Annotated in this window: 30 protein-coding genes; 14 read left to right on the top strand and 16 right to left on the bottom strand. The window is 62.4% G+C overall.

The genetic code is table 11. The features are described from left to right. Positions 1-5: 5 nt before the first annotated feature. Positions 6-206 carry a type II toxin-antitoxin system HicA family toxin gene (locus FJ428_RS24810; RefSeq protein ID WP_140517667.1) on the top strand — a complete coding sequence of 67 codons (201 nt, stop codon included), beginning with the start codon at positions 6-8 and terminating at the stop codon, positions 204-206. A gap of 4 nt (positions 207-210) precedes the next feature. After that, positions 211-417, top strand: coding sequence for a type II toxin-antitoxin system HicB family antitoxin (locus FJ428_RS24805; protein WP_140880415.1), 207 nt, complete (start codon positions 211-213; stop codon positions 415-417). Positions 418-467: 50 nt separating this feature from the next. Here the strand turns inward: FJ428_RS24805 and FJ428_RS24800 are convergent, their stop codons facing one another. Continuing rightward, positions 468-1,094 (bottom strand): hypothetical protein, encoded by a 627-nt coding sequence (locus FJ428_RS24800; RefSeq protein ID WP_140517669.1) that lies wholly within the window; start codon positions 1,092-1,094, stop codon positions 468-470. Beyond that, positions 1,087-1,608 carry a hypothetical protein gene (locus FJ428_RS24795; RefSeq protein WP_140517670.1) on the bottom strand — a complete coding sequence of 174 codons (522 nt, stop codon included), beginning with the start codon at positions 1,606-1,608 and terminating at the stop codon, positions 1,087-1,089. Before FJ428_RS24795 ends, FJ428_RS24800 begins: the two co-directional genes overlap by 8 nt. 206 nt (positions 1,609-1,814) lie before the next feature. Between FJ428_RS24795 and FJ428_RS24790 the strand changes: the two genes are divergently transcribed. Next, positions 1,815-2,153, top strand: a complete 339-nt coding sequence (locus FJ428_RS24790) for a hypothetical protein (protein ID WP_224519152.1) — start codon at positions 1,815-1,817, stop codon at positions 2,151-2,153. A gap of 10 nt (positions 2,154-2,163) precedes the next feature. Here the strand turns inward: FJ428_RS24790 and FJ428_RS24785 are convergent, their stop codons facing one another. From FJ428_RS24785 to FJ428_RS24740, 10 genes are all read right to left on the bottom strand, one after another. Then, the gene (locus FJ428_RS24785; protein ID WP_224519151.1) at positions 2,164-3,138 is read right to left on the bottom strand and encodes a DUF3592 domain-containing protein; all 975 of its coding nucleotides are present in this window, start codon (positions 3,136-3,138) and stop codon (positions 2,164-2,166) included. A gap of 173 nt (positions 3,139-3,311) precedes the next feature. Further along, a complete protein-coding gene (locus FJ428_RS24780) occupies positions 3,312-4,394 on the bottom strand; it encodes a GH25 family lysozyme (RefSeq protein WP_140656016.1) in 1,083 nt (360 codons plus the stop codon). Between the two features lie 172 nt (positions 4,395-4,566). Then, positions 4,567-5,349, bottom strand: coding sequence for a phosphodiester glycosidase family protein (locus FJ428_RS24775; RefSeq protein WP_140880414.1), 783 nt, complete (start codon positions 5,347-5,349; stop codon positions 4,567-4,569). Between the two features lie 132 nt (positions 5,350-5,481). After that, on the bottom strand, positions 5,482-6,108 hold the full coding sequence (locus FJ428_RS24770) for a transglutaminase-like cysteine peptidase (protein ID WP_140880413.1): 627 nt from the start codon (positions 6,106-6,108) through the stop codon (positions 5,482-5,484). Positions 6,109-6,317: 209 nt separating this feature from the next. After that, complete coding sequence (locus FJ428_RS24765; protein WP_140880412.1) at positions 6,318-7,190, bottom strand: undecaprenyl-diphosphate phosphatase; 873 nt, start codon at positions 7,188-7,190, stop codon at positions 6,318-6,320. A 251-nt stretch (positions 7,191-7,441) separates the two neighbouring features. Beyond that, the gene (locus FJ428_RS24760) at positions 7,442-7,639 is read right to left on the bottom strand and encodes a hypothetical protein (RefSeq protein ID WP_140493757.1); all 198 of its coding nucleotides are present in this window, start codon (positions 7,637-7,639) and stop codon (positions 7,442-7,444) included. A 244-nt stretch (positions 7,640-7,883) separates the two neighbouring features. Next, positions 7,884-8,279, bottom strand: a complete 396-nt coding sequence (locus FJ428_RS24755) for a GFA family protein (RefSeq protein WP_140564659.1) — start codon at positions 8,277-8,279, stop codon at positions 7,884-7,886. 148 nt (positions 8,280-8,427) lie between these two features. Next, positions 8,428-9,384: an alpha/beta hydrolase gene (locus FJ428_RS24750; protein ID WP_140880411.1), complete on the bottom strand. Its 957-nt coding sequence runs from the start codon at positions 9,382-9,384 to the stop codon at positions 8,428-8,430. Between the two features lie 206 nt (positions 9,385-9,590). After that, a complete protein-coding gene (locus FJ428_RS24745; protein WP_006206067.1) occupies positions 9,591-9,839 on the bottom strand; it encodes a ParB N-terminal domain-containing protein in 249 nt (82 codons plus the stop codon). 128 nt (positions 9,840-9,967) lie between these two features. Continuing rightward, entirely contained in the window at positions 9,968-10,927 is a 960-nt protein-coding gene (locus FJ428_RS24740) for a LysR family transcriptional regulator (protein ID WP_140493763.1), read from the bottom strand. 135 nt (positions 10,928-11,062) lie between these two features. Between FJ428_RS24740 and FJ428_RS24735 the strand changes: the two genes are divergently transcribed. From FJ428_RS24735 to FJ428_RS24695, 9 genes are all read left to right on the top strand, one after another. Then, positions 11,063-11,845: an ABC transporter substrate-binding protein gene (locus tag FJ428_RS24735; RefSeq protein WP_140880410.1), complete on the top strand. Its 783-nt coding sequence runs from the start codon at positions 11,063-11,065 to the stop codon at positions 11,843-11,845. A gap of 62 nt (positions 11,846-11,907) precedes the next feature. Next, positions 11,908-12,555 carry an amino acid ABC transporter permease gene (locus tag FJ428_RS24730; protein ID WP_140880409.1) on the top strand — a complete coding sequence of 216 codons (648 nt, stop codon included), beginning with the start codon at positions 11,908-11,910 and terminating at the stop codon, positions 12,553-12,555. An 11-nt stretch (positions 12,556-12,566) separates the two neighbouring features. Next, on the top strand, positions 12,567-13,226 hold the full coding sequence (locus FJ428_RS24725) for an amino acid ABC transporter permease (RefSeq protein ID WP_140561000.1): 660 nt from the start codon (positions 12,567-12,569) through the stop codon (positions 13,224-13,226). Next, the gene (locus FJ428_RS24720) at positions 13,223-13,987 is read left to right on the top strand and encodes an amino acid ABC transporter ATP-binding protein (RefSeq protein WP_140880408.1); all 765 of its coding nucleotides are present in this window, start codon (positions 13,223-13,225) and stop codon (positions 13,985-13,987) included. The genes FJ428_RS24725 and FJ428_RS24720 overlap by 4 nt, the downstream gene beginning before the upstream one ends. Positions 13,988-13,995: 8 nt before the next feature. Continuing rightward, positions 13,996-15,636, top strand: coding sequence for a N,N-dimethylformamidase beta subunit family domain-containing protein (locus tag FJ428_RS24715; RefSeq protein ID WP_140880407.1), 1,641 nt, complete (start codon positions 13,996-13,998; stop codon positions 15,634-15,636). 1 nt (position 15,637) lies between these two features. Continuing rightward, on the top strand, positions 15,638-17,023 hold the full coding sequence (locus FJ428_RS24710; protein ID WP_140880406.1) for an aspartate aminotransferase family protein: 1,386 nt from the start codon (positions 15,638-15,640) through the stop codon (positions 17,021-17,023). A gap of 4 nt (positions 17,024-17,027) precedes the next feature. Continuing rightward, positions 17,028-17,957: a 3-keto-5-aminohexanoate cleavage protein gene (locus FJ428_RS24705; protein WP_140880405.1), complete on the top strand. Its 930-nt coding sequence runs from the start codon at positions 17,028-17,030 to the stop codon at positions 17,955-17,957. 52 nt (positions 17,958-18,009) lie between these two features. After that, the gene (locus tag FJ428_RS24700; protein WP_140493779.1) at positions 18,010-18,516 is read left to right on the top strand and encodes a GNAT family N-acetyltransferase; all 507 of its coding nucleotides are present in this window, start codon (positions 18,010-18,012) and stop codon (positions 18,514-18,516) included. Next, complete coding sequence (locus FJ428_RS24695; RefSeq protein WP_140880404.1) at positions 18,513-19,541, top strand: histone deacetylase family protein; 1,029 nt, start codon at positions 18,513-18,515, stop codon at positions 19,539-19,541. The genes FJ428_RS24700 and FJ428_RS24695 overlap by 4 nt, the downstream gene beginning before the upstream one ends. 133 nt (positions 19,542-19,674) lie before the next feature. Here the strand turns inward: FJ428_RS24695 and FJ428_RS24685 are convergent, their stop codons facing one another. Both FJ428_RS24685 and FJ428_RS24680 read right to left on the bottom strand, forming a co-directional pair. After that, positions 19,675-20,742 (bottom strand): aldo/keto reductase, encoded by a 1,068-nt coding sequence (locus FJ428_RS24685; RefSeq protein WP_140880403.1) that lies wholly within the window; start codon positions 20,740-20,742, stop codon positions 19,675-19,677. Positions 20,743-20,863: 121 nt separating this feature from the next. After that, entirely contained in the window at positions 20,864-21,331 is a 468-nt protein-coding gene (locus FJ428_RS24680) for a hypothetical protein (protein WP_140494990.1), read from the bottom strand. Positions 21,332-21,719: 388 nt separating this feature from the next. Between FJ428_RS24680 and FJ428_RS24675 the strand changes: the two genes are divergently transcribed. Then, on the top strand, positions 21,720-21,884 hold the full coding sequence (locus FJ428_RS24675; protein ID WP_140880402.1) for a hypothetical protein: 165 nt from the start codon (positions 21,720-21,722) through the stop codon (positions 21,882-21,884). Positions 21,885-21,942: 58 nt separating this feature from the next. Here the strand turns inward: FJ428_RS24675 and FJ428_RS24670 are convergent, their stop codons facing one another. Further along, positions 21,943-22,449, bottom strand: coding sequence for a DUF1993 family protein (locus tag FJ428_RS24670; protein ID WP_140880401.1), 507 nt, complete (start codon positions 22,447-22,449; stop codon positions 21,943-21,945). A gap of 142 nt (positions 22,450-22,591) precedes the next feature. On the opposite strand from FJ428_RS24670, the gene FJ428_RS24665 reads away from it, so the two are divergent. Beyond that, positions 22,592-23,629 carry a DUF1176 domain-containing protein gene (locus FJ428_RS24665; RefSeq protein ID WP_140522071.1) on the top strand — a complete coding sequence of 346 codons (1,038 nt, stop codon included), beginning with the start codon at positions 22,592-22,594 and terminating at the stop codon, positions 23,627-23,629. A gap of 16 nt (positions 23,630-23,645) precedes the next feature. Here FJ428_RS24665 and FJ428_RS24660 read toward each other — a convergent pair whose 3' ends face one another. Beyond that, positions 23,646-24,494 carry an alpha/beta hydrolase gene (locus FJ428_RS24660; protein ID WP_140880454.1) on the bottom strand — a complete coding sequence of 283 codons (849 nt, stop codon included), beginning with the start codon at positions 24,492-24,494 and terminating at the stop codon, positions 23,646-23,648. Positions 24,495-24,689: the final 195 nt, after the last annotated feature.

Raw genomic sequence — 24,689 nt, 5'->3', positions numbered from 1 at the left:
AGCTGATGCCGCCTCGGCTTACAGTCCGCGAAGTCATTCGCTTGCTGGAGACCGATGGCTGGTATCTGGTTGCAACCAAGGGCAGCCATCGCCAATATAAGCACAAGATAAAAGCCGGCCGCGTCACCGTGGCCGGCAAGTCGTCTGAAGAGGTTGCACCAGGGACATTGAACAGCATCCTCAAGCAGTCCGGGTTAAAGGAGTGACGACATGCGTTACGCTGTGGTGATTGAAAAAGCAGGAGATAATTTTTCTGCTTATGTGCCGGACCTGCCCGGCTGTATCGCGACCGGCGCGACGGTGCCTGAGGTGGAAAACGAGATTCGCGACGCAATACGCTTTCATATCGAGGGCTTGCGTGCCGATGGGTTGGATGTGCCCGAAAGTGTCAGCCTGGCAGAATATGTAGAGGCATAGAAGGCGCCGCTGCGATCCTTCCAATCCAGATCAGCCTCTGACCTCAGCACCTATTCCGCCGGCAACACTCGCAGCGTCTGCTCATCAAACAGCGGCTCGTCCTGGCCAATCCGGACAAACAGCAGCTTTTGCGCCGCACCCGCCGGTATCTCGAAATACTGGATGCCATCGGGCATCTCGCCCCAGTCGCCGCAGGGCGGTTCGGGGACCTCGTTGGGGTCGGCAAGTGCCTTCAGCTCTTTCGCGTAGGCGGCGTCGGGGCTGAATGTATAGCGTTTGACACCGGCGGGCACGGTTCCTTCCGTGTAGGGGGCGAGCACGCAGCGTGCGCCGACGGCGTTGTCGGTCTTTTCCAGGAACAGCCGCTGCAACGCGGCTTCGGCAGTTTCGCCGGGCTTGATGTCGAATACCTCAACCAGAGGATCGGCCGCGCCGCCATCGCTGTATTTGACGGCGAGCGCCTCGCCTGCGAACTCAAAGTGGATCTGGCGGAAACCGAAATCGCAGCGCTGCACCCAGGCGGCGAGCCCGACGGTTTTGTCGGTCAGCCTTTCCCAGGCGCATTTGTCGATGGGCGGGCGCGACGGCGCCGGTTCATCCGCTCGTGCCACGGCCGATATTGCCACGGACGCAAACAGGGCGCTGCCCCAGACGATCGATATCATGGCGCTATTCATCGCTGCATCCTGTCAAAGTGAAGACATCCCACGCCGAGCCACCGGGGTTGGCGTTGGCGAAGTCGACCCAATCGGTGAAAGCCACGCCGAAATCCGGCAGCAGCAGCCCTTTCGGCGCCGGCGTCGCTTCGCGCGAGTTCAACTGCTCGGCGCCGCCTCCGGTCAAGGCATAGACTTGGCCCTCCCATATCCTGCACAGGCCGCTGCCGTCCTGCAGCCCCGCTTCGCGGTCATCGTCGGTGCAGGGATGGCGGATGGTGCCGAGCGGCAACGAATTCCTGCCGTTGGTCCAGGTGATATCGGCCGGGAGGCGGATATCGGTCTTGGGCACGGCCAGCGAAAACACCTGCGCCGTCAGTGCCGCCGGCTCATTGGCGAGCGGCCGGAATTGCATGACCGCACCGGAGCGCTGCTCCCGATAGGTGGCATGGCTCAGCAAGCATTCCCCGGCGTTCGCCACCTGCATCGAACTGAGCAGACCCGCGAAGACGAAGGCCAGTTTACGGGTGATCATCAAATGTCCCTGGGAAAGCGTTGTGAAAGCCAAATGCTGGCCGCATACCGTCCCGCACAGTCGCATCATCCACGCAAAAGCATAAGCGAAATCCGGAACGGCTGCATTGTCGGCTCCTTGGACGAAAACTTATCTCTCGCAACCCAACAGCCTGTATGGTCGAGCGCACTGATCGAGGGGTGGTGATGCGACGTTTGGTGATTACGATGGCAATGTCCGCATTCGCGACTGGTGCTGCGCTGGCGGCGTCGCCCTATGTCGGGACTTGGTCCAGCGACCGACTGAACTGCCACGCGGCCGCCGACATCCAACGCCAGACCGTCTACTCCGTAGACCGAGCGGCCCTGTCGCTGCCCGAGTTCGGCTGCGAGCACGCGTCATTTCGCAAGTCGCCGACCGGCTGGGTGGTACATGCTAGCCGGTGCTACGGATCGTACCCGTCACTGGAGGAGCCCTTCACTCGTGTCATCCATATCGAGAGGCATGGCGCCACGATGCGGTTCACCTGGCCTGGCTTCGACAGCGGACTTCTTGTGCATTGCTGAGGCGTTCGCGTCAGACCAGCCCGACCAGAAAAGCAGCGCTGCCGAGAAAGCCAACCGAACAGACCCACAGCACCCACAATCCGAGCACCCTGCATTCGAGCACCGCCGAAGCAGGGTTGGCGGGGTCATAGTGCACGTCCACCTTGGTGCCCTCGACATAGCGCCGCGCCTGAGCCCCGACGAGGCCTGGCAACGAAGCCGTCACGCTGGCGCCGAAAGCGACGCGATCGGCACTGTATCGCTGGCCGGCGACGCCATAGCTGTAGACGATGCGGGATTTGAAAACAGTACGCCAGGGCCGATAGCTCCCGGTCCGCTCGCGGGTTTTGATCGCCTGCAGGCCCGACGCGTCGATGCGGCCGACGGCGACCGGCCATTTTGCCGCCTGCTCGGCCATCGATTTCTGGACGAAGCCCATGCGCAGGACAAACAGGCCCATGAACAGCAACAGAGCCGCCGCACCGACATACTGCGGCTTGGGCAAATACGGGCCGATCGCCTCCAGGACACCGCCGACGGAAAACACCAACACCAGGGCGCCGACCACCAGCCCGGCGGAAAGCTGCACCATGAATTTGAAGGCGCCCTCCGGCATGGTGCGCTCGATCACGGCCTTGGCCGGATCGACAGGGTTATAGAAGACGGTCACGGCTGCGCCGCGGGGAAATCGCGCAAGGGTTTCGGCGACTTCGAAATTCCCCAGATTTTCCTGCACGCTGTAGTGCGAACTCTGAAATGTCTTCTTATCCACCTTGTACTCGAAGGTGATCGCCGGAAAATTGCGGATCTCGGTGGAATCGCTGCTGTCAGACCCGGAGCCGGAGCTTCGGACCTCGCGCGCTTCGACGCGCGAGGAGATGATCTTTCCCGGCGCCGGCAACCAGCGGCTGACCGCTTTGACCTCTCGCCATTTCAGGAAAGTGACGATCGACAGCCCGCCGGCGACCGCGCAGGCAAAGCCGACCAACAGAAATTTGAGTTCCAACTCATCTCCCCCGGAGTTCAGGAGCCCGCACATAGACATCATGACGACGGCAATGTCTTGCTTATTCGCTGAAACGGCCGAAGCCTCCGCGGATGCTCATCATCGTCTCCCATTTGCTGGCCAAACCGGCGGAGACCTGGGAGAGCGAAGCACGCCAAGCCTGATGGCTTGTTTCAATCCGCGTCGGCCACCATCTGCCGGCCGCCGGCCCAGGCGCGCCATTGCCGTTCGTCGCCGTGGAAGACGTTGAGGTCGATGCGGCCGGTTACGCCATGCGACAGGCCGGAGCCGGAATATTGCCAGAACAGCCATTTGCGGCCGGGATAGACTTTTGAGGGGTGCTGTGCCACGGCGCGCAGCCAGAACGAATAATCGAGGAATTCGCCGCGAAGATTGTCGCGGTAGAAATCGGGTGCGGTGTAGATGATGGGCCGCTGGCCGTAATGGCGTTCAAGCTTGTCCATGAACACCTGCATCTTCTCCAGCACCTTTTCGCGCGACGGGCGCCGCTTGCAGCTGGATTCGCCGTTCCATTCGACGTCAATCACCGGCGGCAAGGCGCCCTCGACCCTGGGCACGTTGCGGATGAACCAGTCGGCCTGCTCGCCGGCGGTGCGGCACCAGTAGAAGAAGTGATAGGCGCCGCGCTTCAGCCCTGCGGCGTCGGCGTTGCGCCAATTCCTGGTGAACATCGGATCGAGATGGTCGCCGCCGTCGGTCGCCTTGATGTAGGCGAAGTTGGCGCCTTGGGCGCGCAGCTTCTCCCAGTTGACGTTGCCTTGCCAGCGCGACACGTCGACGCCATGCACGGCAAGGTGGCGGGGCGAGGAGCGGCCGAAATTGATCGGCTTGGCATCGCGAAAGCCGTAGCGCGTGACAGGCCCGGCCAGCATCGGCGGTGCCGCCCGTGACAAGAGCTTCGGCGGCGATACAAGCGCCGCCGGCTCGACGACCGGCGGCTCGACGCTGTCCGGCAGGTCGGGCGCCGGAAACGCCACCGTCTCTTCCTCCGCCAGGCCATAGGGCCGGACATTCTCGTCCACCGGCGTGGCTTCCGCCACCCTCCGTTCGGCTGCCATTCTCCGTTCGGCCTTGGTCACTGGGGCGGATGCGATCGGCGCGCTTGGTCGCACCACCGAGTTGGTGATCTCGTTCGACGGCTTCTGGATGTCCAGCGCGTCCATGCCGGATGTCGACGAGCAGCCGGCAAGGCACAGCGTTGCGATCACGAAACTGACGGCGCCTGGTAACCGCATCTGGACCTGTACTCAAACACAACAGACCGAAGGCAACGGCCGACGGACAAACCAGGTCTAGTTATGAACGAGAAATTACCAATAAAGATTGAATCAAGTTTTTAAGCATGTTCGGCACGGTTGCGGGTGTGGGCCGTGCGCGACGACAAGCGCAATCTACGCCTGCCCCATCCTATCGCCTGAAGACGCCGATCATCGGCCCCAGGTTCCAGTAGTCGTCATTGCGGCCGATGGCCGGCGCGAGCAGGCTCGATATCGACCCGTCGAGGAACAGCGCATTGTCGCAGCCGAGCCCGTCGCGAAACAGGCGCGCGAATGCATGGAATGTCACCGTGCCATTCGAAATGGCGAAGACGACGACGCCGTCCTTTCGCACCCCGACACCGTCGCGCGTCTTGCGCGAGGTGCTGTCGGCCCGGAATTTCTGGTGCAACTTGCCGTTGATCACCAGCATCGGCCCGGACTGCGTGGCATAATCGGTGGGCGGACGCTTCTTTAGGAAATCCCTTGTCGCGCGGACCGCGGCCTTGCCGTCGCTGATGTAGAAAATACCATTGGGCTGGAGCGAAAAATTGCCTCTTCCCGACCCGACCTTCGCTGAGGCCAGTTCCTGCCCGCGCTCGACATACAGGCCGACCGGCGCGAGATTTGGATGGTACATTCCGGCATTGATGGCGAACAGCATCGTGCGCCCGGCCCGCCGCTGGGCATCGTCGAGATTGTGCAGCGAGTGATAGGGCTTGCCGGCCGGATCCTTCCAGAACAATTCGATCCGATATTGCCTGGGATCGACCTCGCAGACCAGGTAGCTGGTGGCCTCGAACACGAGGTCGCGGCACGGCGGCAACGAGGCGAACCATTGGCCGACCCCCATGATCGCCGCCGCCGACGGCAGCGCGATCTTGATCAGCGCGAGCAGTAATGGCGCGGATTGGAGGACAGTCAAAAGATCCATGCGCGCACCGGATTTCCAGTTCCAACGAGCCGCCGCCAGCATTCGCCGGCACGACGCAAGAACGGTCCCAAGCGGGAATGGATCAAACGGCCAAGGTCGAAGTGCGGCTGCCGACGCAAGACATCGGCGACATCATTGAACAGAGCTGACGAGCCGCTCGTCGCCGCCAAGGATGGAAACCCAGCGACCGCTGTTGTCGCTCGCCTGTCTCTTCAGGTAGCGATAGCCTGTCTGGTTCCAGAGGCGAACCTTGTCGCTGAGATTGTCGAGGACGAAATCGCCCTTGTCGGTGCGCACCGTAAGCACGGCGTGGCCTTCGCCGTCCGGCTTGCGCACCACCGTCATCAGCAGATTGGCAATGGCAATGCCGGCGGCCTGGAGTTCGCGCTGCTTTTCAAGCGCGTAGTCTTCGCAGTCGCCAAACCCGTTATCGGGGTAGGCCCACCACTCATCCTTGCCGTAATTGTCCATGTCGCTCATCGGCTTGACGCGGGTGTTGACCGAGAGATTTACGGCGGAAATTTCCCGCAACAGCTGGCCGGTCATGCTCTCCGGAGCGTTGGCGGGCGAGCGGATGGAGCATTCGGCAGAATGGACCTTGCAAAAGTCATAGTGCCCGATCGGCTGGGAGGTTTGCCCGCCGATGGTCATGGAAAGCGGTCCCGCATTCGCCAAACCCGCGGCCGAACAAAAAGCCGTCAGCGCAAACGCAAACCCCAAACCCCTCGCCTTGCGGCGCAAACCCACCGAGGATGCCATACGGCCCCACCCATCTATTTTTGTTAACAGAACGTTAAAGATGGATTTTGCCTGGAGTCAATGAAGGCGGCCGATCACATCTTTGTCGATCGACGCATGCCCGACCGGGGTTGCGCCGAAGCAACACCGGCTCGCACGTTCCTGGGGTTGCCTTTTAGTCCCTTGTCTGAAGCCGGCGGAAAACCTCTGCGCGCTTTTCCGGAATTGCTTCAAGCAAGCCATCCCATCGCCAGGCCCAGCAGCAAGGCGATGCCGAGCACGCCGCGATAAATGACGAAAGGCCAGGCTGAGAAGCGTTCCAGCACGCGCATCAGGCCCCATATGGCGAAGAAGGCGGATAGCGAGGCGACGACCAGGCCGACTGCGAGGATCGACCAGCCATGGGCATCGAGATGCGCCTTGTGCAGTTCCCAGAGCTCCTTGAGACCAGCGAGTGCAATGGCCGGCAGCCCAAGAAGGAATGAAAAGCGCGCCGCTTCTTCCCGCTTGAAGCCGAGCCCCAGTGCTGCCGTCAAGGTCGAACCGGACCGCGAGACCCCCGGGATCAATGCGCCGATTTGGGCGATGCCGACGAGCAGCGCATCAGCCATGGACGCCTGGGCCATGGTGCGCGCATGGCGGGCGCGGAGTTCGGCCAGCGCCAGCAGGAGTGCCATGACGATGCAGGCCCAGCCGATCACCCCGAGGCCGCGCAGCGGCGAATTGCAGGCGTTGAGAAGGCCAGACAGAGCCACGCCGGCGATGACGATCGGGATCGTCGCCAGCACGATCCAGAGCGCCAGCCGGAAATGTCGGTCGGCCAAATCGCGCCGTTTCAAGGCATTGACCGAACCGGACAGGATGTCCCTGACATCGTTCCAGAAGTAGCTGATCACCGCGGCGAGGGCCGCAAGCTGCATGGCGGCGGAGAAAGCGGAGCCGGGATCTTGCCAGCCCAGCACCGCCGGGACGACGCGCATGTGGGCGGTCGAGGAAATCGGCAGCAGTTCGGTGATGCCTTGCACCAAGCCGAGAAATGCGACCTTGGCGTAGCCCAGGCCGACAAAGCCCATGTCCATGCCTTGCATGCAGCTGCCGGCCATGTCGAATTCCATATATGAGAGATCGAGTGCGCTGAAGACGACCGCTGGCGATCGGCCCGGGCAAGCCATACCGCCATGGGCCGGAAAATCAATTTACGGATTTGTGAACTGGCGCCCGGGAATGGGTCACCGAGTGCGGAAGGCGTGTCGAATATCAACACCGCGCCGCCTCGGCGCGCTGGCAGCGCCAGGCAGTGTCCAGACCGGGCCGGCGGGCCGGTCTGCAAAAACTGGAGGAAATCACGATGCGATCAGGGGCACAGCCAGAGTTTCTGGCACGCCCTGGCGATCACGTGCGCCGGCGGGACAACCGGCTCCTCGACGGAAGGCCGACGCGCCCGTTCGAGCAGCATGCGCACCTGTTCCGGGCGCACACGATCGCGCTCCATCACAAGCAGGACCATCGGATCGCTCAAAAGCTCGTCCAGGGTACTGATGCTGTCGTTCATCCGTCGTCTCCTCGAATGCCGGCCCGCACCGGTTAAATAGGGAGACAATGATGGCTCGCCAATGACGCTTTGCCGGCTTTCGCGTGACTGTTTCGGTTATTTCGTGACTGTTTCGATTAATTTTTGTCACGGTCACGTAATTTCACCCTTCTGTTGGCCCGCTTCATCCGGCACAGCTCATCGGTTTCGGCGCTCAAGCGCCGATCCACCTTCTTTCATAAGGCGGGAAGGGAGGCCGGAGGCCTCAGGCAGGCGGCGCGCCTTCGTGCTGCGGCAAGCCGTCATCGAGCACCACCCAGGGCTGCTTGGAGGCGGTCCAGATGTGCATCTGCGGCTTGAAGACGGACGGATCGTCGAGTGACCCGGTGGTGACGCCTATAATGCCGGCGGCATCGCGCCGCGAAAACATCGTCGTACCGCAGCTTGGGCAAAACCCGCGTTTAATATCCGGCGAGCTGTTCGCGGTCGCCAACGGCCCTTCGACCGTCACATCGTCGATGCGAAACAGCACACGCGCATTGAAGGCGGCGCCGATCGCCTTTTGACAAAGCCGACAATGGCAGATGCGTTCGTTGACGGGCTCGACGTCGGCGCGATAACGCACCGCCCCGCACAGGCATCCGCCCTGATAGTTAGCCATTGCCGTATCCATTCCCGAGAAGATTTGATGCGAGACTATCGAGGCCGGATATCGGGTCAATTCAAAAGCATTGATACGATCCCATCGACTGCAGCGATAAAACTGCCGGCCGCCTCGAGGGAGACCGCCGGCAGCCAATGCCGGCAAGCTATTCGGTTTCGCCGACCACCTCGTCCCAGCTCTTCACCTTGGTCTCGCCGTTGAGGAACGGCAGCGCGGCGGCCGTCAGCTCTGGAGCGAAGAAGACGTCGTAGTGGGTGCGATTGGGCAGGATCGCCAGGCGGTTCCGCGACAGGTTTTCACGCATCCAGCCCGCGTCCTTCAAACCACCGCCGAGCATCTGGTAGAACTTGATCTCGTGCTCGGGCTTGTACATGTCGCTGTCGCCGTAGGCCAGCATGACCGGCATCTTCAGCTTGGGAACATCGGCCGAGTAGTCGTAGTTCTGGCGCATGAAGTTGCCGAGCGTATCGAGCAGCTTCGGGAACTCCTCGGGATGCGGCGCCACGGCGACGTAGGATTTGTACATCGGCGTGTCCTTCATGAAATCGGCCGCTGCCGCGCTCACTTGCGCCTGCTGCGGGCGCATCTCGTCATAGAAACCGTCGGCGGCATAGCCGGTCGAGACCAGCACAAGCCGGCGCACCGTTTCGGGGTGCTGGACGGCCATCCGGAAGGCGACACCGCCGCCCAGAGAATAACCCATGACGTCGACCTCGCCGTAACCAAGCCGTTTGACGATATCAGCCATGTCGTCGCCCATCGCCTCCAGCGTGAACGGCCGGTCGCCAAGCGCGGTGCGGCCATGGCCTTGCAGATCGATGGTGATGACAGTGCGATGTTCGGCAAGCTTCGGCAGAATGGGGGCGAACATGTCCGCTGTGCCGAGACCGCCATGCAGCAGAAGCAGCGGCTCGCCTTTGCCGTGGACGGCATAATAGTAATTCAGGCCGTTGATCGGCAGCAGGCCGGATTTTTCAGGCTTCGGCGGTGTCTTCGCTTCGGTCATCATGGCAGATTTTACCTCTTTTGCGTTGGTGATGCCCGGACAGGCGAGAAGCGCCGCGGCCGAAGCAAGAATGGCGAAAAGCAGGGCTTTGGACATATCAATCTCCTCCAGTCTGTCCGTGTGTCGGTGCGTTCTTGAGCTGGCTGGTGCATCGGCCCCAACCCGCGCGAAAACCGATCGAGAATATTGGTCTGACCGGCTTCCGTCCCAAGGACGAACCAGCGAAATGCAAACCGACATCATCAAGGAGAAATTCTGGGGCTTTCCCGTGGATGGGGACCAACGGCGAAATCGAGGACGCGTCAGTGGCGCTTGGCTTGCACCAGATAGGCATCGATCTCGGTCTCGCCGAGCCACTTGGCCGCTTCCAGCCGATGCAGGCCTTCTACCAGGATATGACGCTTGCCGTCGTGACGGACCTGGATCGGCATCTTCATGCCATTTTCCAGAATGTCCTCGGCGAGATGACGGACCGTCTCGGGATGCAGCGTCTTCTTACGCGCCGTCGGCACGTAGATGTCGTCGACCTTGACCTTCTGCACTCTGAGCATGTCGACCCCCCGGGCGGAACGCCGCCTTGTCCTGAGATAGTCGCTTTGTTGACGAGGGCCAAGGGCGTGGCGACGAATAGGGCGGAGGCAACCGGGTTTGTCTGCCGCCGCGCAGTCGATATTGCGTATCAGCCTTTGTAGATACGGTCCTCGAGCGGCGTCTCGGCAATCAGCGCCTGCAGCCCTGATAGCAACGCCTTCTCGGCGCGGTTCATCGCCTTGTCCGGATTGACCAGCAGGAAGATATCGATGGCCGGCGGCGCATCATAGGGCGGCAGCCGCCACAGCGCGCCGTCGGCCACATCGCGCCGCGCCACATGCAGCGGCAGCGGGCCGATGCCGAGCCCGGCGACGATCATGCGCCGCACCTCCTCCAGGCTCGACGAAACGCCCACGACATCGGCGTTCAGCCGTGCTTCGCTACGCAACAGTGCGACCGGCCGCAGCGCATCCGAAATATGGTCGGTCTGGAACGATACTGACGGCTCGTCGCGGAGATCGGCGAGCGTCAGTCCGGTTTGCCCATAGAGCCTGTGCCGCGGCCCGCAAAAGAAGCCGAAGAACTCGCGATAGACCATGTCGTATTGCAGCGCCGGATCGCGCTGGCTGACCAGGCAGACGCCAAACGAAGCACGGCGCTCCCTCACCTGCTTGGCCACTTCGGTGCTTGCCGCGACCGAAATGGTGATGCTGGCGCGCGGATAGTTGCGGTGGAATTCCGACAGCGCCCGATCGAACAGCGGCGAGACCACATGGCTGGCGGTCGCGATCATGACGTGGCCGGTGACATCGTCGCTGATGCCGCGCATCAAGAGCGGCAGCTGCGATATGGTGCCGAACACCTCGATGCTCTGCTCGTAGAGAAGCCGTCCAACCTCGGTGAGCTCGAAGCGCGTCGCATCGCGTTCGACCAGCCGCCGGCCGACCCGGTCTTCCAGCCGCCGCAGCGCATTGCTGACGCTTGGCTGCTTGAGGTTCAGCCTCTCGGCGGCACGCGTGATGCTCTTCACCTCCGCGATGACGACGAATGTCCGCAAAAGGTTCCAGTCCAGATCCCAGACCAGCCGTTCGGGGCGCGGCAATGCCATTCCTGATATCTATGCTCCCTATTTCCATTATCTATTTGCGCAATGCTACCGCAAAGGCAATCATTGCCGTCAGGAGTGCGCCCCAACGCCTCCCAAGAACAAGCCTTCGCGCTCCATCCAGAGGACAGGTTTCAAATGAACAAGATATTTTCCGGCATTGCCGTCGCGGCGCTGCTGTTTGCGTCTTCCTTCGCTAACGTCTCGGCCAGGGCCGATGACCTCGAGAAGGTCAAGGCGGCGGGCGAATTGAAGATTTCCATGAGCGGGCAGTATCCCCCCTTCAACTTCGTCAACGACCAGAACGAGGTCGTCGGCTTCGACGCCGATATCGGCAAGGCCATCGCCGAGCGTATCGGCGTCAAGGGCACCATCATCACGACCGCCTGGGACGGCATCATCGCCGGCCTGCTCGCCAACAAATACGACACCGTGGTCGGCTCGATGACGATCACGCCGGAGCGTGAGAAGGTGGTCGATTTCGTCGGCCCCTACTATCACGCCGGCCGTGCGGTTTTCGTCAACCAGGATTCCAAGGTGCAGAGCCTCGACGAACTTAAGGGCAAGACCCTTGGCGTGACGCTCGGCGAAACACATGAGAAATGGGCGCGCCAACAGGGCGGCTGGGACATCCGCACCTATAAGGGGCTGCCGGAATTGCTGCTTGAGCTGAAGGCGGGCCGCGTCGACGCCATCGTCGTCGACAACATTCCGGTCATGGTCGCCGTCAAGGAGACCGGCGAGAAGGTACGCAAGCTCGACACGCCGGGTATCGAAGGCGGCAGCGTCGCCATCGGCATCGCCATCCGCAAGGACAATCCCGAGCTCAAGGCCGCCATGCAGAAGGCGCTGGACGGCATGATGGCCGATGGTACCTACGAGAAGATATCGATGCACTGGGTCGGCAGCGACATCCGCTAACTTCGCCAGGCTTCGGCGGTCCAGGCCGCCTGAAGCCGAAAGCCACTGCGCCGGGCCATTCCATGGATTTCTCCTTGATGCAGCGCGTCTTCCCGTTCTTCGTGGAAGCCGCCTTGGTGACGCTGGAACTGACAGCGCTGGCCCTGGTTCTGGGGCTGGCCGTGGCAGCACTGGCCGCGACCGCAAGAATGTCGAGATCGGCGGTCCTGCGGGCCATCGGCACGCTCTATGTGAGCCTGTTCCGTGGCACACCGTGCCTGATCCAGCTCTTCGTGCTCTATTTCGGCGGTCCGCAGATCGGCATCAATCTGGATCCGTTCGCGGCCGGCGTGATCGGCCTCGGCCTCAACATCGGCGCCTATATGGCGGAGTCAATCCGAGGCGCGGTGGTGGCGGTCGACCGGGGCCAGACGGAGGCGGCCCGCACAATCGGATTCGGCCGGTCCCAGACCTTGCGCAAGGTGGTGCTGCCGCAGGCCGCCCGGCTGATGATCCGCCCGCTTGGCGTCAACACGGTCGCGCTGTTGAAAGGCTCGGCCCTGGTGTCCACCATCTCGGTCGTGGAATTGACCTACACCGCGCAGCGCTTCATCGGCTCCACCTACAAGCCGTTCGAAATCTTCGGCGTCGCGGCCCTGCTCTACATGATCATGGTCTATGCCGTCGCCCGCATAGTCGAGATGCTCGACAAACGCTTCGCGATCGTCTGAGGCAGAACACGATGCAAGGCCTGGATTTCACAGTCATCGCGCCCTACTGGGATCTTCTGCTGACCGGCGCCTGGTGGACATCAGTGCTGACGGTCTCGGCGGGAGCGCTCAGCTTCGTCGGCGGCATCTTCTTTGCCGTGATCGTACTTTACGCGCCGGCAATCCTGGCCTACCCCGTACGCGCCTTCATGTGGGTATTCATGGGCACGCCGCTGCTATTGCAGCTCTTCCTGATCTATTTTGGCCTGGTGCAGGTCGGCATCGACATCCCTGCGCTTGCGGCCGGCATTGTCGGCCTTGGACTGCATTTTGCCGTCTACAATGCCGATGTCATCCGCGCAGGCATCGTGGCCGTCGATGTCGGCCAGACGGAAGGCGCGCGCAGCATCGGCTTCGGCAAGTGGCAGACGCTGCGCCACGTCGTGATACCGCAAGCCATCCGCAACACGGCGCCACCGATCGGCAGCAATTTGATCGCGCTGTTGAAGGAATCCTCCATCGTCTCGGTCATCGGCATTGCCGAACTGGTTCACTCGGCGCAACTGGCAATCAGCGAAACGTTTCGCCCTTTCGAATTCTACATCACTGCCGCCGCGCTCTACTACATTCTCAACCTCGTGCTCGAAGCGGCCCTGCATCGGTTCGAAAGACATGTGGAGGTTTCCCGATGAGCACGCAGCGGCCAATGGTCGAGGTCCGCGGCGCACGCAAATCGTTTGGCGCCGTCGAGGTCCTCAGAGGTATCGACCTGTCGGTCGAACGTGGGCAGATCGTCGCCATCATCGGCCCGAGCGGCTCCGGCAAGAGCACGCTGCTGCGTTCCATCAACCATCTCGAGGGTTTGAACAGCGGTGAGGTCTGGCTGGACGGCCTGCAGGTCAACCAGAAGCTGCATGGCCAGGCGTTCGAAAGGCACATCAACAAGGTGCGCCAGCAGATGGGCATGGTGTTCCAGCACTTTAACCTGTTCCCGCATTTGACCGTGATCGAGAACATCACGATGGGGCCGGTGATCCTGAAAAGCATGCCGAAAGCCGAAGCTCGTGCGCTGGCGCTTGAACTGTTGTCCAAGGTCGGGCTCTCCGACAAGATCGACGCCTATCCCTCGCGTCTTTCGGGCGGGCAGAAGCAGCGCGTGGCGATTGCCCGCGCGCTGGCCATGCAGCCCAAGGTGATGTTGTTCGACGAGGCCACCTCGGCACTCGATCCGGAGCTGGTCGATGAGGTCAACGCGGTGATGAAGCAGCTTGCCGCCGAGCACATGACCATGCTCATCGTAACGCACGAAATGCGCTTTGCCGGCGAAGTGGCCGACAGGGTGCTGTTCATGGATGGCGGCATGGTGGTGGAAGAAGGCCCGCCGGGCGACATCTTCCGCGCCCCGCAAAAAGAACGCACCCGCACCTTCCTCAAAAAATACCTTTCCGCCTGAGTACGACGATGACCAGATTGACCACTGAATTCCCCGATTTCGGACTGACGCCGGAGCAGCGCCGGCACGCAGTGCGCGGCCACTATTATGAGTGGCCGGGCATGGATGGCGAGCGCGGCGAAATCTGGTGCTATAGCGACCGCTTTTCCTACCGCGCCGGCGAGACAGTGACGCTGCATGTCAGCTCGACGGCTCCGTCCTTCAGCATGACGATCGTCCGCGACGGCGGCACCGAGACAAAGGTGTTCGAGAAGTCCGGCATTGCGGCGCGTTGGCAGGAAAGTCCAGACCAGTGCTCGGCCGAAGGCTGCGGCTGGGAAGCCTCGTTCGAATTCAGCGTCGGCAGCGACTGGCCGTCCGGCGCTTACCGGGTGACGCTGACTGCTGAAGGCCGCGACGGCAAGCCGATCCAATCCCATCATCTTTTCATCGTCGCGCCCCTGCCCGGCAAGAAGCCAGGCCGTGTGCTGCAGGTGGCGGCGACAGGCACCTGGCTCGCCTACAACACCTGGGGCGGCTCCAATCACTACCAGGGCATCACCGGGCCGGACCGTAACGAATATTCTCCGATCGTCTCGACGCAGCGCCCCTGGTGCCGCGGCTTCGTCGTGCTGCCCAAGGAGGCGCCGCGTGTGCCGTTGGAAGTCGCGGTGCCGCCGAAGACAGTGCCGCGCTATCCACACATGGAATGGGCGCTCGCCACCGGCCATTCGAAGAAATACGCATCGTCGGGCTGGGCGAGCTATGACAGCCACTTCTTCCGCTTCGCCGAACGGGCGGGCTACGCCGTCGATCTCGCCAGCCAGCACGATCTGCATTTCTCGCCCGACATTCTCGATGGCTACGACTGCGCCGTCTTTGTCGGCCATGACGAGTACTGGACCTGGGAAATGCGCGATGCGGTCGACAGCTACGTCGAACGTGGCGGCCATGCGGCGCGCTTCGCCGGCAACTTCATGTGGCAGACGCGGCTGGAGGATGAAGGCCGGCGGCAGGTCTGCTACAAATACCGCGCCCGAGCCGAGGACCCCGCCTATCGCGGCGGCGACGTCACCCGCGCCACCAATTCCTGGGAGGCGCCCGGGATCGGCCGGCCGGGTTCGGCGACCTTCGGGCTCAACGCCACACGCGGCCTCTATGCCGGATGGGGCGGCTGCGCGCCACGCGGCGTGCGCGGCTTTCCCGTGTATCGGCCCGAGCACTGGGCCTTTGCCGGAACCGGCATCTACTATGGCGACCTGCTTGGCGCCGACAGCCATGTCTATGGCTATGAGGTCGACGGGCTGGATTTCGAAATCCGCGGCGGCCTTGCCTACCCGACCGCGACCAGCGGCGCACCGGACGGCTTGCAGGTTCTCGCCGTCGGCATGGCCAGCCAGGTCGAGGAAAGCGCCGATATCCCGATCGAGGATCAGTTTCTCACCGACGAGGATGGTCGCTTCAGCGCCGAGACGCTGTTCGGCGATCGGAGCGACGCCAATCTGGAAAAAGTCAAACGCGGCAACGGCATGATCGTCAATTTCCCGCGCGGCAAGGGCGAGGTCTTCCACGCCGGAAGCTGCGAATGGGTCGCCGGCCTGCTGAGGCAGGACCCGATGGTCGAACGCGTTACCCAAAATGTCCTCGATCGTTATCTCGGAAAGTCCTGACATGTCGAAAGCCCAGACCGCCGCCCCGGACACCGAAGCCCGGCGCCAATCGCATCTGTTCTATCTCTCCAGCCTGCGCCGGCCGCTGATCGACCGTGCCGAGGGCATCTATATGTGGACGCAGGACGGCCGCCGCTTCATCGACGGATCAAGCGGCCCGATGGTCGCCAATATCGGTCATTCCAACCGCAATGTGCTCGACGCCATGAAGCGGCAGATGGACCGCGCCACCTTCGCCTACCGGCTGCATTTCGAGAACGAACCGGCAGAAGAGCTGGCGCGTGAGCTGGCCGGCAAGCTGCCCGAAGGCATGGATCGCATCTTCTTCGTCTCAGGCGGCTCGGAAGCGACCGAATCCTGCATCAAGCTGGCGCGGCAGTGGGCGGTGGCCACCGGCCAGGCCAGCCGCTGGAAGGTGATCACGCGCTTCCCCTCCTATCACGGCGGCACGCTGGGTTCACTGTCGATCACCGGCGACTACGCGCTGGCCGAGACCTTCACGCCAATGATGCGGGTGATGCCGACCGTGCCGGCACCGGCGGCCTGGCGCGACCGCAACAATCTCTCGATGGAACAGCGCGGTCTCCGCTATGCCGACATGCTGGAGGAGAAGATCCTGGCCGAGGGGCCGGAGAGCGTGGTCGCCTTCATCATGGAACCGATCGGCGGCGCGGCGACAGCGGCGCTTGTCGCGCCGGACAGTTATTATGGGCGCATCCGCGAAATCTGCGACCGCTACGGCATCCTGCTCATCCATGACGAAGTGATGAGCGGCGCCGGCCGCACGGGAAAATTCCTCGGCGGCGACCATTGGAACTGCAAGCCGGACATCGTCGCGCTATCAAAAGGCCTGGGATCGGGTTACGCGCCGCTCGGCGCGCTGGCGGCGCCGATGCGGCTGGTGCAGCCGCTGCTCGCCTCCGGCGGCTTCCAGCACGGCCATACCTATGCCGGCAATCCGCTCGCCTGCGCCGCAGGGCTGGCCGTGCTCGGCGAAATGGACCGCCTCGACCTGATCGCCAATGCCGCCGCCATGGGCGATGTGCTGATGGACGGATTGCGAGAGCTAGCCGAGCGCTTCCCGTTCATCGCCGACGTGCGCGGCAAGGGCCTGCTCACCGGCGCCGAGATGCTTGCCGATCCCGAAACGCTGCGGCCGATCGACCAGAGCAGGAAGGCGACGCAGCGCCTGCTCGACCTCGCCTATGAGCGCGGGCTGATCATCTACGGCCGCAAGGTCAAGGGCGGTGTCGACGGCGACAATTTCATGGTCGCACCACCGATGATCGTCACCAGCGAGCAGGTCGGCGAGATCATCTCCATCATCGGCGACTCGCTCGAAGTCCTGGCTGCCGAACTCGACCTTCCGGTCGAAGGCCGGGGATAAAACAATGGCGCCGAGAAAGGTCATCATCACCTGCGCCGTCACCGGCTCGGTGCATACACCGTCCATGTCGCCTTATCTGCCGGTAACGCCGGACCAGATCGCGGCGGATGCCATCGCCGCGGCCGAGGCCGGCGCCTCGATCCTGCACTTGCATGCCCGCGACCCAAAAGACGGACGGCCTACGGCCGATCCGGACGTGTTCATGCAGTTCCTGCCGCGCATCAAGCAGGCGACGTCGGCGGTGATCAACATCACAACCGGCGGCTCCTCCCTGATGACGCTGGACCAGCGGCTGGCGGCACCTTTGCGGGCCGAGCCCGAAATGTGTTCGCTCAACATGGGCTCGATGAATTTCGCGCTGTTCCCGATGCTCGACAAGCCAAGGGAATGGCAACACGAATGGGAACCGAAGTTGCTGGAAGCCACACGCGACACGATCTTCAAGAATACCTTCGCCGACATGGAGGGCGTTCTCGAGAGACTGGGCAAGGGCTGCGGCACGCGTTTCGAATTCGAGTGCTACGATGTCGGCCATCTCTATTCGCTGGCGCATTTCCGCGACCGGGGGCTGGTGTCGGGGCCGCTGTTCATCCAGTTCGTGCTGGGTATTCTTGGCGGCATTGGCGCCGATCCGGACAATCTCATCCATATGAAGCGCATCGCCGACAGGCTATTCGGCGACAGCTACCAGTTCTCGGTGCTGGCCGCGGGCCGCCACCAGATGCCGCTGATCTCTATCGCCGCGGCCATGGGCGGCAATGTCCGTGTCGGGCTGGAAGACAGTCTCTACGATGGCCGCCAGTTGGCGAAATCCAATGCCGATCAGGTGCGCCGTATCCGTGGCATTCTCGATGGACTGTCGCTGGAGGTTGCCACGCCGGCCGAAGCACGCGACATGCTGGCGCTGAAGGGTGGCGACAGGGTAGCGTTTTAATGCGACTGGCTGAGATGATAGTGCTCCGTCACACCTTGGCTCCCTGCTTGCCATGACAAGTCCGGAAAAAATCCTCCTCCGCCCCGGACGAATCGAAGACGTCGAAACCATCCATGCCGCAATTCTGAAGCTCGGCACCCATATCGGCGCGCCCGAAGAAATCGTCTCAACGCCAGACGATCTCAGGACCTGGGGCTTTGGCGAAAGACCTGCCTTCTCGACCCTGATCGCCGAAGTCGATGGCGAATTCGCCGGACTGTGCCTCTATTTCCCGATCTTCTCGACCTGGATGGGGCGGCCCGGCGTCTATGTGCAGGACCTCTATGTCGAGGACCGGTTTCGCGGCCGCAGGATCGGCGAGCGCCTGCTGCGGCGCGTCGCGGCCGAGTGCCGCAAGCAAGGCGGCGCTTATCTCAGATTGTCCGTCGATACCGACAATGAGAGCGCAAAGGCCTTTTATGAACGGCTGGGCATCGCCTGGTCGAGCTACGAGCAGACGCAGAAGATCATCGGCGACGCTTTCTTCGCCTTTGCCGACGCGCCGGAGAAAAAAGAATGAAAGCCTTCTACGCGCAGGAGCAGAAGCGCCACGACCCCAAGGCTTTCCTTTCCAGCGGCGCCCCGCAGCCCAATCCGGAAAAGCCGGAGCGCGTCGAGAGATTGTTAGCAGGCGCAAAATCGGCCGGCTGCACGATCGAGCGGCCGCGCAATCACGGACTTGGTCCGGTCGCGGCGGTGCACACGCCCGAATATCTCGATTTCCTGGAGCATATCTACACGCGTTGGCAACGCATCGAGGGTGCCTCGGCGGAAGTGATCCCCAACATTCACCCGATCGTGCGCAACGGCTCCTATCCGGCCTCCGCGGTCGGCCAGGCTGGGTACCACATGGCCGACACGGCCTGCCCGATCTCTGGCGAGACCTGGCAAAGCGCGCTGTGGAGCGTCTGGAGCGCGGTCGAGGCGGCGGAAGCGGTGATGGCGGGCGCGCCGGCCGCCTATGCGCTTTGCCGCCCGCCCGGTCACCATGCGTTCGCCGATGTCGCCGGCGGCTTCTGCTTCATCAACAATTCGGCTGTGGCGGCGCAGGTACTGCGCAAACAGGCGGCACGCGTGGCGATCCTTGACGTTGACCTGCATCACGGCAACGGCACGCAAGGCATTTTCTATGCGCGGCCGGACGTGCTCACCGTCTCGCTGCATGCCGATCCGGTGCGGTTTTATCCGTTCTTCTGGGGACATGCCGACGAGCGCGGCGAAGGCCCCGGCCTCGGCTATAATTTCAACCTGCCGCTGCCACGCAAATCCGCCGACGCGGCGTTTCTGGAAGCGCTTCAGGTGGCGTTCCAGCGCATCCGCGCCTTCGCGCCCGACGCGCTGGTCGTGGCGCTCGGGCTCGACGCGTTCGAGGGTGATCCGTTCGGCGGGCTTTCGGTGACGACGCCAGGTTTCTCGCGCATCGGCGAAGCCATCGCCAAGCTCGGCCTGCCGACGGCAATCGTCCAGGAAGGCGGCTATCTCTGCGACGAACTCTGTGACAACCTCACCGCTTTCCTGACCGGGTTCGGCACCAAGGCACGCTGACAGGTCGAGCTGCGCCTGCGATCTCTATCGGTCAGAGCGAGAGCGGGAAATTTTCCACGCAATGTTTCGATCGGAAAATCCACCATCGTCTCCATCCCGCTGTTATTCCCCGACAATTCAACTTCCGAGTCGATCAAGGACAGGGATTGCCGACCCGCTGGTGAATGGCGTCGATCGCCTTCTGCATCTCTTCGGTCCAGACGACCTCCACTGAAGACAGCGCCATTTCCAGCTGCGAAATGGTCGTGGCACCAATGATGTTCGACGTGACAAAGGGCCGGCTCGATACATAGGCGTTGGCGAACAGCGCCGGCTCCAGGCCGAAGGAGCGCGCCAGCTCGTTGTATTCAAGCTGCGCCTCGGCGGCATTGGGCGTCTCGTAACGCTGGCCGCGGTTGAAGAGCTGCGAGCGCGACCCCTGCGGGCGCGCGCCGTGATCGTATTTGCCCGAGAGATAGCCCTGCGCGAGCGGCGAATAGGCAAGCAGCGAGACCTCTTCGCGATCGCAGACTTCGGCGAGGTTCACCTCGAAGGTCCGGTTGACCAGATTATAGGCGTTCTGGATCGAGGCGACCCGTGGACCAATAGCTTTGTCAGCCTCTGCAATGAAGCGCATGACGCCCCAGGAACTCTCGTTGGACAGGCCGAAATGGCGGATCTTTCCGGCCTTCACCAGGTCATCGAAGACGGCAAGCGTCTCCGCGATCGGCGTTTCTCCGGTCGGCGCCCCGACGGAATCAGCGCGGCGCGCCACGGCCCCGACGCGCGTCGGATTGGCGCCCCAGGGTATGTCCCGCTCCGGCCAGTGGATCTGGTAGAGATCGACATAGTCCGTGCCGAGCCTGGCCAGGGACTTGTCGACGGCATCGAAGATATCGGCGCGCACCAGCTGCGACGGCCTGTCGCCGCGAAACCAGCTGTTTGCGGTGCGACCGACGACCTTGGAGGCGAGTATCACCTTGTCGCGGTTGCCCTTTGCCTTCATCCAGCTGCCGATGATCTTCTCGGTCCGCCCTTGCGTCTCCGCCTTGGGCGGGATCGGGTAGAGCTCGGCAGTGTCGATGAAATTCACCCCGCGCGAAAAGGCCAGGTCCATCTGGGCGTGGCCGTCGGCTTCGGTGTTCTGCTGGCCCCAGGTCATCGAACCGAGGCAGATCTGGGTGACAAGAAGATCGGTCCGACCGAGACGGCGTTTGTGCATGGAAGTGTGCTCCGGCGGGAAAAGCTTGCGCGGCTGCGCGGGGAAGGAATTTTCATCCTACAAGAAAGCAGAGGCGCTCTCCAAGCCTCGGCAAACCGACTTTTGCGTGAACCAGACTGCGCTAGCGGCGAGCCCCTGCCAGGGCGCGCCGCTTGGCCTCGTCGATCAGCATGTTAGCCACCTGCATGCGGATCATGGCGCGCTGGCGCAGGTGCGGCGCGACGCGATCAGGATGGTTCGAAAAGGCGAAGCTGCGGCGCATGCGGCCAAAATCGGCTACAGCCTTAGGCGTGTCCAATCCCAATTCCACGGCAATCGATTCGGGATCGATCGGCGGCAGTTTTTCTTCGGGCCTCGTCTCTTCACCCGCAAGTGCCAGCTTCGCATGATCGAGCAGAGCCGCGAATTCTGCGGCGAGATCCGCGCCTGCCTCGCGATATTCCGTGGCAAATCCGCTGCCAGAAACCTTGATGCGGCCGGAATGGAGCTCGTCGGCGACGGAAAGATAGTCAAACGGAATCGACGGGCGAGTGGCGGCCTCTTCGCCTCCCCCGTCCTTGTCGGAGGCAACGAAGAGATCATCGAGCAACGAAGCGAAATCCCGCTTGGCGCTGGTAACGATGTCAGCCTCCCCAGTCTCACGGTGTGTCCGAGACATCCACCTTAGGGTCCGCTCGTTAAAAATGCATGCCGCCGATTTTAACAATTGAAAGCGTTGACGAGACTGGACCGCAGCCCCGTCACTCACAAAAAGCCAGGCCGCACTTTCGGCAGTCCGCAATTCGCGGAAGCGGCGAGGAAAAACCGGCCATCTGCCAGCGAGAGGGATACGATTCGCGATCTGCGAAAGTTTCAGGCGATGCAGGATCATGGCAGAAAAATTTTGCAGAGCATGGCAGGCATGCAAATGCTGCACTGCACAATCGTCACGAATCCCCTATATTCGGACGCTGGGAGGTCCAACAGGGGCCTGGATTATGGGGTTCTTCACTGAAATGTTCGCGCGGCCACGGCCGCAGGAACATCTGCGTTATCGTGCCGCGCTCGCGCTGCTGCATTCCATGAGCAATGGGGACCGCGCCGACATCGGCATCAAGCCCGCCGATTTCCCGCGCATCGCCCGCGAAATGTCCGTTCGCTAGTTCGGCCAGCCAGGGATATTCCGGCTCCGGACGGGCAACGTCTTGACGACGTGATCCGTCAACGCGAGCCCAGGAACGTTGCCTTGCCCAGCGGCACGCCATTATGGCGAAGAATGTCGTAGGCGGTGGTGAGGTGGAAATAGAAGTTGGGCATGGCCAGATGCAGGAGATACTGCAAACCGGCCATCGAGACCTCGCGCCCGCCGAGCCTGACCTCGACAATCCGCTCGTCCGAACCTTCCAGATCGGCCGCGGAGAACGTCGCCAGATGGTCAAGCGTCTTGGCGATGCGCGCATGCAAATCGGCAAAGCTCGCCTCGTTGTCCTCGTATTTGGGAACCTCCCGGCCGGCGAGCCGCGATGGGGCTCCCTTGGCATGGTCGGTGGCGATCTGCACCTGCCTGGTCAAGGCGAACATGTCGGGCGCCAGCCGCGCCGTCAGGAACACCTGCGGGTCGATCTTGCGCTCGCCGGCGTTTTGTTCGGCCGTAGACAGCACGCTGGACAGCGCTTTCAACCGGGCCGAAAACACAGCCACCGATACTTCATACATGGATAGGGTCACGCAATAATCTCCCGGGGCAGTTGAAGCGCCGCGAGCGCGAACTAGCGCCTTCCCGGGCGATTCTTCAAGCGATACCCGCAAGGCGTCACCACGTCGCCGCAATCACCGTGGTAGAATCTCCGTTACCGCGTGGAGATTCCCGATGAGACACGCTTTTCTCGCAGCGACTGCCTTGTTCTCCCTTGCCTCGATCGCCCAGTCGGCACCTGCCGACGAGGCGCCCTACGTCGATGACAGGTCGAGCGCCGAGGCAGTTGTCCGCTCGCTCTACAGTGCCATCAACCGGCATGAATTCGCACGTGCCTGGGGTTATTATGGCGATACCAAGCCGGCCAAGGACTTCGACAGCTTCGTCAAGGGCTATGACGGTACCGACAAGGTGGATGTCAGGACCGGCGCCGTATCCAACGAGGGCGCGGCAGGCAGCATCTACTACAGCGTGCCGGTCGCCATCCAGGCAACCGACAAGAAGGGCGAGGCGAAGGTCTTTGCCGGCTGCTACACGCTGCGCCAGGTCAATGCCCAGATTCAGGCGCCGCCATTCCAGCCGATCTTCATCGACAGCGGGGCGCTGAAGCCGTCGAGCGCGGATTTCGAGGAGGCTGTGCCCGCTAGCTGTGGCGACGGCCCGCCACCTCCGAAAAAGGATGCAGCGCTGGAGCAGGCCAAGAAGGCTTTCCTGGCCAGCTATAGCGACCAATGCGACAAGGATCTCGCGGCCAAGGAGCCGGAGATTTTTTCCATCAAATACAGGGACAAGGATGCGGCGGCCGGCGATCCCGACAAGGAAACGCGCCTGTTCCATTTTTCCTGCTCGGCGGCCGCCTACAATGAAAGCTCGATCTACTACATGACCGACGAGGCGAACGGCGTCAGGCAATTGCAGTTCACCGAACCGGAGATGGACATCCGCTACGTGAACAACGACAGCGAAGGCAAGGTCGAATCCATGCACATCGTCGGCTTCCGGACCACTGGCTGGGCGACCAATTCCAGCTACGACCAGGACGCCCACACGATCACCACCTTCAACAAGTGGCGCGGCGCGGGCGATGCCTCGTCAGCAGGCACCTATCTGTTCCGCAACGGCGATTTTTCGCTCGTCCAGTACGACGTCGACGCTTCCTACGACGGCGAGGAGAACCCGCAGACGGTTGTCGACTACAACACCGCTCCTTGAGCCGTGCGGCGTCTGATCAGGGCGCCTTCGACAGCATCCAGTTCAACGCGCCGCGCCAGTCGACCATGCGGATGGGGGTGCCGTGCGTGCCCGTCTCGAAGCGCACGAAGCGGGTCGGATAGGCTTTCGATTTGGCAATGATGGACCGGAAGAAGGATTCCTGGTTTGCCACGGGAAAGACCACGTCATGGCTGCCCTGACCGAAGAAAACCGGCACGTGCCGCCTGAAGGCTGGGCTGGAGAAGAAACTCTCGTCCCAAAGCGAGCCAAGCAGCAGAAGCCCGTCGATTTGCCCGCCCGTGTCCGTGCGGGCGGCAAGCTTCCAGCACAATGCGCCGCCCATCGAGCCGCAGGCGACGAAGATCTTCGCGCCCGGCGACTGTTGCGCATAGTGATCGATCAGCGCCGCGACCTGTGCCGCGCCCTTGTCGCCGAAATCGGGGAAGTCAGGGCTGAGATAAAGGCCGCCATTGCCTGCCATCAGGTTTTTGATGCGGTTGAAATTGCCGCCGAAGGTGAAGTCATCGATACCTTGCTTGCGGCTGCCGCCCTGCCCGTGCAGGTAGAGCACGATGACGGAAGCCCCTTGCGTCTTGCCTACGGCGATGTGCCGGACGTCGCCGGCATCGGTTTTCAACAGCAGATCCTGCTGCACCTTGCGCACACCGGTATCGGTATACTGCGCATGCACGCGCTTTTCCGGCACCTCGTCGCGCCGGTTGATGTCGCGCATCTCGCGGTAGTCGATCACCGTGTAGTCACCGTTGGTGTCTGACGAGAGCGTAGCGGGATAGGCGAACAGATCGTCCTTGAAGGGTTTTAGTTGGAGAGCAGAGGCCTGGGCAGCAGAAAACAGGAAGAATATCGAAATCAGAAAGGCAGGGAACGTGAGCACCCCCCTCTGGCCTGCCGGCCATCTCTCCCTCAAGGGGGGAGATTGGATATCATTTCGGCTTTCGCCAATCTCGAAGGCCGGCAGAAGGGCACAGCCACCGAAACTGGCAATCTCCCCCTTTGAGGGGGAGATGGCCGGCAGGCCAGAGGGGGGTGCGACGGTACG

The sequence above is a fragment of the Mesorhizobium sp. B2-8-1 genome (assembly GCF_006440955.1).
Lineage (GTDB): Bacteria > Pseudomonadota > Alphaproteobacteria > Rhizobiales > Rhizobiaceae > Mesorhizobium.
Note: the sequence above shows the minus strand (reverse complement) of the source record. Positions and strands in the feature narration are given on the sequence as shown.

Excerpts from the sequence above, each read along its gene's own strand:
- FJ428_RS24665 (WP_140522071.1), top strand. The coding sequence starts at position 22,592 with ATGAGACACGCTTTTCTCGCAGCGACTGCCTTGTTCTCCCTTGCCTCG.
- FJ428_RS24685 (WP_140880403.1), bottom strand. The coding sequence starts at position 20,742 with ATGCACAAACGCCGTCTCGGTCGGACCGATCTTCTTGTCACCCAGATC.
- FJ428_RS24800 (WP_140517669.1), bottom strand. The coding sequence starts at position 1,094 with ATGAATAGCGCCATGATATCGATCGTCTGGGGCAGCGCCCTGTTTGCG.
- FJ428_RS24730 (WP_140880409.1), top strand. The coding sequence starts at position 11,908 with ATGGATTTCTCCTTGATGCAGCGCGTCTTCCCGTTCTTCGTGGAAGCC.
- FJ428_RS24720 (WP_140880408.1), top strand. The coding sequence starts at position 13,223 with ATGAGCACGCAGCGGCCAATGGTCGAGGTCCGCGGCGCACGCAAATCG.
- FJ428_RS24675 (WP_140880402.1), top strand. The coding sequence starts at position 21,720 with ATGGGGTTCTTCACTGAAATGTTCGCGCGGCCACGGCCGCAGGAACAT.
- FJ428_RS24740 (WP_140493763.1), bottom strand. The coding sequence starts at position 10,927 with ATGGCATTGCCGCGCCCCGAACGGCTGGTCTGGGATCTGGACTGGAAC.
- FJ428_RS24705 (WP_140880405.1), top strand. The coding sequence starts at position 17,028 with ATGGCGCCGAGAAAGGTCATCATCACCTGCGCCGTCACCGGCTCGGTG.
- FJ428_RS24765 (WP_140880412.1), bottom strand. The coding sequence starts at position 7,190 with ATGGCCGGCAGCTGCATGCAAGGCATGGACATGGGCTTTGTCGGCCTG.
- FJ428_RS24700 (WP_140493779.1), top strand. The coding sequence starts at position 18,010 with ATGACAAGTCCGGAAAAAATCCTCCTCCGCCCCGGACGAATCGAAGAC.
- FJ428_RS24735 (WP_140880410.1), top strand. The coding sequence starts at position 11,063 with ATGAACAAGATATTTTCCGGCATTGCCGTCGCGGCGCTGCTGTTTGCG.
- FJ428_RS24805 (WP_140880415.1), top strand. The coding sequence starts at position 211 with ATGCGTTACGCTGTGGTGATTGAAAAAGCAGGAGATAATTTTTCTGCT.
- FJ428_RS24755 (WP_140564659.1), bottom strand. The coding sequence starts at position 8,279 with ATGGCTAACTATCAGGGCGGATGCCTGTGCGGGGCGGTGCGTTATCGC.
- FJ428_RS24790 (WP_224519152.1), top strand. The coding sequence starts at position 1,815 with ATGGCAATGTCCGCATTCGCGACTGGTGCTGCGCTGGCGGCGTCGCCC.
- FJ428_RS24795 (WP_140517670.1), bottom strand. The coding sequence starts at position 1,608 with ATGATCACCCGTAAACTGGCCTTCGTCTTCGCGGGTCTGCTCAGTTCG.
- FJ428_RS24695 (WP_140880404.1), top strand. The coding sequence starts at position 18,513 with ATGAAAGCCTTCTACGCGCAGGAGCAGAAGCGCCACGACCCCAAGGCT.
- FJ428_RS24780 (WP_140656016.1), bottom strand. The coding sequence starts at position 4,394 with ATGCGGTTACCAGGCGCCGTCAGTTTCGTGATCGCAACGCTGTGCCTT.
- FJ428_RS24725 (WP_140561000.1), top strand. The coding sequence starts at position 12,567 with ATGCAAGGCCTGGATTTCACAGTCATCGCGCCCTACTGGGATCTTCTG.
- FJ428_RS24750 (WP_140880411.1), bottom strand. The coding sequence starts at position 9,384 with ATGTCCAAAGCCCTGCTTTTCGCCATTCTTGCTTCGGCCGCGGCGCTT.
- FJ428_RS24710 (WP_140880406.1), top strand. The coding sequence starts at position 15,638 with ATGTCGAAAGCCCAGACCGCCGCCCCGGACACCGAAGCCCGGCGCCAA.
- FJ428_RS24770 (WP_140880413.1), bottom strand. The coding sequence starts at position 6,108 with ATGGCATCCTCGGTGGGTTTGCGCCGCAAGGCGAGGGGTTTGGGGTTT.
- FJ428_RS24775 (WP_140880414.1), bottom strand. The coding sequence starts at position 5,349 with ATGGATCTTTTGACTGTCCTCCAATCCGCGCCATTACTGCTCGCGCTG.
- FJ428_RS24760 (WP_140493757.1), bottom strand. The coding sequence starts at position 7,639 with ATGAACGACAGCATCAGTACCCTGGACGAGCTTTTGAGCGATCCGATG.
- FJ428_RS24810 (WP_140517667.1), top strand. The coding sequence starts at position 6 with ATGCCGCCTCGGCTTACAGTCCGCGAAGTCATTCGCTTGCTGGAGACC.
- FJ428_RS24745 (WP_006206067.1), bottom strand. The coding sequence starts at position 9,839 with ATGCTCAGAGTGCAGAAGGTCAAGGTCGACGACATCTACGTGCCGACG.
- FJ428_RS24715 (WP_140880407.1), top strand. The coding sequence starts at position 13,996 with ATGACCAGATTGACCACTGAATTCCCCGATTTCGGACTGACGCCGGAG.